Origin of the sequence: Coprococcus intestinihominis, from assembly GCF_040096555.1 — a bacterium.
GTDB classification, from domain to species: Bacteria; Bacillota; Clostridia; order Lachnospirales; family Lachnospiraceae; genus Coprococcus_A; species Coprococcus_A intestinihominis.
In genome coordinates this window covers 1-7,736 of the sequence record NZ_JBBMEK010000158.1, presented here as the reverse complement: position 1 = coordinate 7,736, position 7,736 = coordinate 1, and the positions used below count along the sequence as shown (strand labels likewise).

The window sequence follows — 7,736 nt, the reverse complement described above, 5'->3', positions numbered from 1 at the left end:
ACAACAGTACGTGCATCGTTGTCTGTTGCATTCAGTGCATCTGCGTAAAGCTGAGCCAGATCAGGATCCATATCTGTTGTCCAGCCTGCTCTTAAACCAACGGACTGACCTGGAAGGAATTCAAGCTGTACGTTAGGATCATTGTAATCTGTTGACCAGTACATAACTGTGAAACCGATCTTGCCGTCACGATAATCATCGCCAAAACCTGCTGCCCATGGCTGGGAAACGATATTGACATTGATACCGATCTGAGAAAGGTCATCTTTAACCTTCTGAGCAAGGTCTGTCAGAAGAACACCTTCCATATCAAGGTCACAAACAGGCATGTCGATATCAAAACCATCCGGATAGCCTGCATCTGCTAAAAGCTGTTTTGCTTCGTCAATGTTAGTGTAATCTGCAGGGCGCTGTCCTTTTGCACCCATGAAACCATCCTGGATGATGGAATAAGGTGTCTCTGCGCCTTCACCGACGATTGTCTGGATACCTGTGTAATCCAGTGCTTTACGGATAGCCTGCTGTACCTTTGGATTAGAAACAGGGCCGCCGTATTCTTCGTTCATATTCATCAGAAGGAAACCAACTGTCTTTGTTGCAGTGTTGATCTTGGCAACATTGTCGCCTGTCAGTTCAGACATTGTATCATCTGTCATGTTCATGGCAATATCAAGGTCACCTGAAGATAATGTCATCATCTGTGTATTGGCATCCGGCTGGATCTTGATGACATATTTGTCAACATTTGTGGACTCACCCCAGTAGTTAGGGTTCTTCTCAAGAACGATTTCAGAATCAGGTGTATAGCTTGTCATGATGTACATACCTGAACCTGCACTTGCTGTGTCAAGATAAGCCTGTGCTGTATCTGTTGAAGAAGCGTCTGCTGCATCTGTACCGCCATGTTCCTTAACAACCGCGCTGTCAAGAACTGCCAGTGAGCTGTATGTCAGCTTGGAAAGGATTGCACTGTCAGGCTGTGTCAGATGGAAAACAACTGTGTAATCATCCGGTGTTTCAATGCTGTCGATAGTATCGCAGATGAAGGATGGATTACCCTGAAGATTCTTGCAACGATTAATACTGAAAGCAACATCGGCAGATGTCATCTTATTGCCGCTTGCAAAGGTAACATTTTCTTTCAGTTTAACTGTTAAAGTCTTATTGTCATCTGAGAATTCATAAGAATCTGCCAGACAAGGTTCTGCTGCACCGTCATTGCTGTAGAACTTAAAAAGATTCTCATAACATGCATTAATAACAAGCGGTGGATATTTCTCGTAAACATATCCTGGATCCAGTGTGGAGAATCCGGCACCGATTGCCACTGTTACTGTTGTGCTTCCGCCTGCTGCTGAATCGCTTCCGGCTTCTGAAGAAGCAGCATTTGTCTCGCCTGATGCAGGTGCTGCTGCGTCAGATGAACCGCCGCCGCATGCTGTGCAGCTTAAGACTACAGCAATGCCCAGGGCCATTGCTAAAAATTTCTTTTTCATAATCTTAACCTCCTAAATAGAAATTTCTTATGTATGGTGATTGCGAAATACTCCGTTATGTAATGCTTACCTGTTTGTCGGCCGTTTCCGCAATTATCATCAAATTAAAAATCATTCATACAAATGGCAGGCCACATAATGTCCCGGCGCCACTTCCTTGAGTTCCGGTGCCGTCTGTCTGCACTTGTCGCAGGCCTTCGGACATCTTGTGTGGAAATGGCATCCTGAAGGCGGATCATAAGGGCTCGGCACTTCACCTTCCAGATGAATCCGCTCCTTCTGTTCTTCCTGATCAACCTGAGGAATCGCTGACAGCAATGCCTCTGTATAAGGATGATAGCGTTTTTCATAAAGCTGATCGTAATTGGCGATCTCAACCATTTTGCCGAGATACATAACGCCGACACGGTCACTGACCTGATAAACAACATTCAGATTATGTGAAATGAAGAAATAGGTTAATCCCAGTTTCTCTTTCAGTTCCTGCAAAAGGTTCAATACCTGTGCCTGAACAGAAACATCCAGCGCGGATACCGCTTCATCACAGATAATAATCTGGGGTTCCAGTGCCAGCGCCCTGGCAATACCGATACGCTGTTTCTGTCCACCGGAAAGCTCATGCGGATATCGGCTCAGATGATAACTGTCCAGCCCCACCAGCTGCAGCAGTTCCATAATCTTCGCATCCACATCAATCTTGCCTTTGAGGTTGTGAATTTCAAAAGGCTCCATCAAAATCTGCTTGATGGTTCTTCTTGGATTGAGACAGGCCGAAGGATCCTGGAAAATAATCTGGGCTTCCTTGCGCATTTCCTTTAACTGTGCACCTTTCAAACCTGCAATATCTGTCCCGTTTAAATAAATATGACCCTCTGTCGGCTGCTGGAGTCTGATCAGGGTCCTGCCAAGGGTACTCTTACCGCATCCGCTCTCGCCGACAACACCAAAGGTCTCACCTTTCATGATCTCAAAGGATACATCATCAACGGCTTTGACTGTCTGTCCCCTTTTCTTGCCTTTAAAATAAACTTTGACATGGTCGGCTTTCACCAGCACTTCTTTGTCATTTGCTGTCATCAGCTAACCCTCCTTCTTCTCGGCTGCATCCGCATACAGCCAGCATCTTACCTGACGTTCTTCCGACAGCTGTACAACCGGCGGCTCGCCCTGCTTGCACTGTTCTGTCGCATGCGGACATCTCGGCCAGAAACTGCATCCCGAAATCCGCTCTGTCGGATTCGGCACAACACCCTCAATGGTCTCAAGGGGCGGACGATCCTTTGTAATTCTCGGAATCGCACTCATCAGGCCGACTGTATAAGGATGCTTCGGATCACTGAAAAGCTCTCGAACAGGGGCTTTTTCAACAATTCGTCCGGTATACATAACAATGACCGTATCACACAGCTCACTGACAACACCTAAGTCATGGGTAATGAAGAGAACTGATGTATTCATCTGCTCATTCAAACCTCTGATCAGATCCAGGATCTGTGCCTGAATCGTCACATCAAGGGCCGTTGTCGGTTCATCGGCGATCAAAATCTGCGGTTGGCAAGCCAGCGCCATGGCGATCATAACACGCTGTCTCATACCACCGGACATCTGGTGCGGGTACTCATGAGCCCTCACTTCCGGGTTGGCAATCCCCACTGCCTGCATCATACGAATGGCCTCTTCCATGGCCTCCTTCTTATTCATTCCGCGGTGGAGACGAAGCGACTCTGCAATCTGCCTGCCGCACTTGATGATCGGATTCAGGGAAGTCATTGGCTCCTGAAAGATCATGGAGATCTCATTCCCCCGGATTTTCTGCATATCTTTCTCTGATTTCTTCACAAGATCCTGTCCCTTATAAAGAATCTCTCCGCCGACAATCTCACCTGGAGGATTCGGGATCAGCTGCATAATACCAAGAGAAGAAACACTCTTACCGCTTCCGCTCTCGCCGACAATGCCGAGCTTTTCACCTTTATGTAATGTATAATTCAAATGATTAATGGCTTTGACCGTGCCTTCCACAGTCTTAAATTCCACGCATAAATCTTTGATCTCTAATATTTTCTCACTCTGATTCATGGTCTGATCACATACCTTCCATTTATCCATCAAACTGCATCATCTATTCACATCGTGTCAATGTCTTCTTTTGCATAATGTGACTGTACACTTTAAAACGCCTTTGTACGCCAAATCACTTTCGCACTTCGATGCGCCAATACGTTATAAGTATGCCTTTTTACAGTTTTTTATATGTATAACAAAAAAGATACCATACTTTATTTCAGAATTCAACACAATTCTTTCACAAATATAAAAAAATCCCCTAGTGTTCCCAGAGGAAATACTTATGAAAACTTTTTTGAGTACAGTCCCAAAATATTAAAAAGTATTTTCACAAGAAGAATACATTGTCTGAATTATGATATACTAAATGTGTATATGTACAGATAAAATTTTATTCATAATGAATATTTCATTTATTGAGGTACCTAACTATCCCGAAAGAAGGAATTTATATGTCTTTTTTGGAATATCTTCTCCGACTGACAGCCTGGCCGATGACACCGCCGGTTCTTTACGGGCCTTTTCATTTGCTCGCAGCCTTTGGCGGAAGCGCTGCGGCTATTTGGGCTGCATGGCTTTTCTCCCCTAAAGATCATCCAAATACAAACACTCGTATTCATCAACAGAAATTTGACCGAATCATGCTGATTTCCGGTGTAATTCTTCTGATCGGCGAATTATATAAACAGCTGATGAATTTTTATGTTGTCAATGACCACGTTTATGACTGGTGGATTTTTCCATTTCAACTTTGCAGTCTCCCCATGTATCTGTGTCCCCTGTTGATCATGATACATAACGAAAAAAGGCACAGAATTCTCTGTACCTTTTTGCTTGATTTCAATATGATGGGGGCTGTTGCCACCTTTATCGACCCCTCCGGTATTTTTCATCCGTACTGGATGCTGACACTGCATGGCATCCTTTGGCATCTGATGTTGATTTTTGTCGGATTCGTCATTATTTTCAGTCACGAAGCCGATCTTACAACCAGAGGCTTCCTTCGGACACTGCCACTTTTTGCCTTTTTCTGTCTGGCAGCCGAAGTTCTGAATGGCATCCTGCATCGCTTCAGCGCCGCCAACCTGTTCTATATCTCCCCATGGGAAATGTCCACCCAGCTGCTCTTTGGCGATATCGATCGGATACTCGGCCGTCCGATAGGCATTCTCCTGTACATTCTTGCGATGGCTGCCGGCGCCTGGCTCATTCATAATGTTGCCAGAAAGATTACCGCTGTCTGTCTCACCGCCAAATCACTTTAATATTTTTCATCCGTTATACAATCCCCGTTATCCGCATCAAATAAATACCAATCGTCATAACAATAACGGAACACGGTACTGAGGCCAGTATGGCATTGGCCGCCAGGCCATCGTCACCGCCCATGCTCTTGGTCATAATAAACACATTCATGGCCGTCGGAACTGCAAACAGAATGAACACCGTCACGATTTCTTCCGTCGGCATGCCCAGGAAAATCGCCAACAGTGTCATCACAACCGGCCCAAGGATCAACTTGAACAATAGTGCCAGGCGGATGGCTTTTCCTTCTCCCTTGACCGAATTATCCACCATTCTGGCTCCGATCATCAGCAGTGCCATCGGTGTTGAGATGGCCCCGAGATAAGTCAGGGATTTCTCAGCCGCATAAGGCAGCGGAAGCCCGGTCATGGCATAGAGTACACCAAAAATAACCGCCAGGATCATCGGATTCTTTAAAATATTTAAAAGCAGCTTCCCCGGCTTCATGCCTGACATATCGCCGCTATATATAGAAAGGATCAGAACACCCAGAATATTGTAAACCGGCATGATAAATGTCAACACAAGCACAGAACAGGCCACATGATCTGTCTGAAGAATATTCTCGATGATCGGCAATCCGATATAAATATAATTGCCTCTATATGCACTGTGTACTGCTGCTGCAATCTTCCTTCCGTCATGAATACAATGGCTGATCACCAGCCACGCCAAAAGAAAAACGCCGATGGTTCCGCCGACTGTCACAAGGATAAATCGGGGATTCATCAGCTCAGTAAAATCACTTCCGGCCACGTCCAGAAACATCCGGGCCGGAAGTGCATAATAAAACACAACATTGGAAATAGAACCGACGAAATGCTCATCGACGGTTCCTCTCCGCCGCATAAAATAACCGATCGCAACAACAATAAAAACGGGCAGAATGGTATTCACACTAAAAATCAGGTCATTCAACATTTCGCCCATAGCATTTCTCCTGTTTTAAAGAACTAAAAATTACAATTCGCAGTTGTTGACTGTACGTGGGAATGGGATAACGTCTCTGATATTGCCCATACCTGTCAGGTACATCACGCATCTCTCGAAACCGAGGCCAAAACCTGCATGACGTGTTGAACCGTATTTTCTCAAATCAAGATAGAAGCTGTAATCTTCCTCCTTCAGACCCAGTTCTTTCATACGTGTCAGCAGCTTGTCGTAATCATTCTCACGTTCACTGCCGCCGATGATCTCGCCGATACCAGGCACCAGCATATCCATAGCAGCAACTGTCTTGCCGTCAGGATTCTGTTTCATATAGAATGCCTTGATATCCTTCGGATAGTCTGTCACAAATACAGGGCGTTTGAAGATCTTCTCTGTCAGATAACGCTCATGCTCTGTCTGAAGGTCGCAGCCCCAGCTGACTTTGTAATCAAATTCATCATTGTGCTTCTCCAGCAGTTCAATGGCCTCTGTGTAAGTCACACGGCCGAAATCAGAAGTTCTCACATGCTCCAGTCTTTCAAGAAGGCCCTTGTCCACAAACTGATTGAAGAACTTCATTTCCTCAGGTGCATGCTCCAATACATAGCCGATAACATACTTCATCATGCTCTCTGCCAGTTCCATATCATCCTGAAGATCAGCAAAAGCGATTTCCGGCTCGATCATCCAGAACTCAGCCGCATGGCGGGTTGTGTTGGAATTCTCAGCACGGAATGTTGGTCCGAATGTGTAAATGTTGCGGAATGCCATAGCAAATGTCTCGCCGTTCAACTGACCGCTGACAGTCAGGTTCGTTGGTTTGCCGAAGAAATCCTCTGAAAAATCAACCTTGCCCTCTTCATTCTTCGGTACGTTGTTCAGGTCCATCGTTGTCACCTGGAACATCTCGCCGGCACCTTCGCAGTCACTGCCTGTGATCAGCGGTGTATGCACGTATACAAAATCTCTCTCCTGGAAAAACTGATGGATCGCATAAGCAATAAGAGAACGCACTCTGAACACAGCTTCAAATGTATTGGTTCTCGCCCTTAAATGTGTCAGTGTACGAAGATATTCAAATGTATGTCTCTTCGGCTGCAACGGATAATCCGGTGTGGAAGCACCTTCGATCTCAACTGTCTCAGCCTGGATCTCAAATGGCTGCTTCGCCTTCGGTGTAGCCACCAGCTGGCCCTTAACGATCACGGCTGCACCTACGTTCAGATGGCAGATGTCGCTGAAATTCGCCATAGCATCATGGAAAACAACCTGTAAAGGCTCAAAATAAGTACCGTCATTCACAACAAGGAAACCAAATGTCTTGGAATCTCTGATGTTGCGCACCCAGCCGCCGATTTCGACTGTCTGACCGAGATAATTGTCGCGATTTCTGAAAATCTCTCTGATTGTTGTTAACTTCTGCATATAAAATTCCTCCGAATTGATTTTAAAATAGATGATAATACGCAATTACCTTTATTCTACCACAGCTTTCCGCAAAATACCATGAAAAAACAGAGGTGTTTTCATATTAAATATATGGTATACTGATAACAGTTTTAAAGAAAAATCATCCGAAGGAGATTCATGCATGCACAATCGATCAAAGCACACATACTGTGCATCCCTGTTCTTCCTGCTATTGATATTGCTGTTTGGCAGTTCCTGCCTTCTGACCGGCTGTTCAGGCGGCACCTCATCGAAGGCAGAGGCAAACGCCGGTCACTCCGGCAGCTCGGATGCAGACGGCTCCGGCCAAAAGCGTGCCGATGCCTATGCCTCCCTTGTTCCCACCGCATCCGGTGAGACATGCTATGGTGATGACAGCGTTTCCATTGACGCCTCCAACATTTCCGATGGGTATGTGATGATCCGCTACACAGGCCGCTCCGAGAAAGCCAAGGCCCAGATCACCATTCCCGACGGTACCGTCTATAC

General features: G+C 45.7%; 6 protein-coding genes and 1 pseudogene. 2 read left to right on the top strand and 5 right to left on the bottom strand.

Features of this window, described 5'->3' with window-relative positions; translation table 11 throughout:
• The 3 genes from WMO25_RS11930 to WMO25_RS11920 form a co-directional block, all read right to left on the bottom strand.
• The coding region (locus WMO25_RS11930) for an ABC transporter substrate-binding protein (protein ID WP_349085494.1) at positions 1 to 1,496 on the bottom strand (1,496 nt) is incomplete at its 3' end.
• Positions 1,497 to 1,607: 111 nt separating this feature from the next.
• On the bottom strand, positions 1,608 to 2,573 hold the full coding sequence (locus tag WMO25_RS11925; protein ID WP_349085492.1) for an ABC transporter ATP-binding protein: 966 nt from the start codon (positions 2,571 to 2,573) through the stop codon (positions 1,608 to 1,610).
• A 3-nt stretch (positions 2,574 to 2,576) separates the two neighbouring features.
• Complete coding sequence (locus WMO25_RS11920) at positions 2,577 to 3,575, bottom strand: ABC transporter ATP-binding protein (RefSeq protein WP_208728919.1); 999 nt, start codon at positions 3,573 to 3,575, stop codon at positions 2,577 to 2,579.
• A gap of 440 nt (positions 3,576 to 4,015) precedes the next feature.
• Here WMO25_RS11920 and WMO25_RS11915 point away from each other — a divergent pair, with 440 nt between their 5' ends.
• Entirely contained in the window at positions 4,016 to 4,828 is an 813-nt protein-coding gene (locus tag WMO25_RS11915; protein ID WP_349085491.1) for a TMEM164 family acyltransferase, read from the top strand.
• 13 nt (positions 4,829 to 4,841) lie between these two features.
• On the opposite strand, the gene WMO25_RS11910 is transcribed toward WMO25_RS11915, so the two are convergent.
• Positions 4,842 to 5,798 (bottom strand): AEC family transporter, encoded by a 957-nt coding sequence (locus tag WMO25_RS11910; protein ID WP_349085490.1) that lies wholly within the window; start codon positions 5,796 to 5,798, stop codon positions 4,842 to 4,844.
• A 30-nt stretch (positions 5,799 to 5,828) separates the two neighbouring features.
• Positions 5,829 to 7,223, bottom strand: a complete 1,395-nt coding sequence (gene asnS, locus WMO25_RS11905) for an asparagine--tRNA ligase (RefSeq protein ID WP_015514980.1) — start codon at positions 7,221 to 7,223, stop codon at positions 5,829 to 5,831.
• Positions 7,224 to 7,389: 166 nt separating this feature from the next.
• Here asnS and WMO25_RS11900 point away from each other — a divergent pair.
• A pseudogene (locus WMO25_RS11900) lies at positions 7,390 to 7,736 on the top strand (transglutaminase domain-containing protein); the annotation flags it as partial.

Coding starts and splice junctions, on each gene's coding strand:
- WMO25_RS11915 (WP_349085491.1), top strand. CDS start 4,016: ATGTCTTTTTTGGAATATCTTCTCCGACTGACAGCCTGGCCGATGACA.
- WMO25_RS11910 (WP_349085490.1), bottom strand. CDS start 5,798: ATGGGCGAAATGTTGAATGACCTGATTTTTAGTGTGAATACCATTCTG.
- WMO25_RS11925 (WP_349085492.1), bottom strand. CDS start 2,573: ATGACAGCAAATGACAAAGAAGTGCTGGTGAAAGCCGACCATGTCAAA.
- asnS (WP_015514980.1), bottom strand. CDS start 7,223: ATGCAGAAGTTAACAACAATCAGAGAGATTTTCAGAAATCGCGACAAT.
- WMO25_RS11920 (WP_208728919.1), bottom strand. CDS start 3,575: ATGAATCAGAGTGAGAAAATATTAGAGATCAAAGATTTATGCGTGGAA.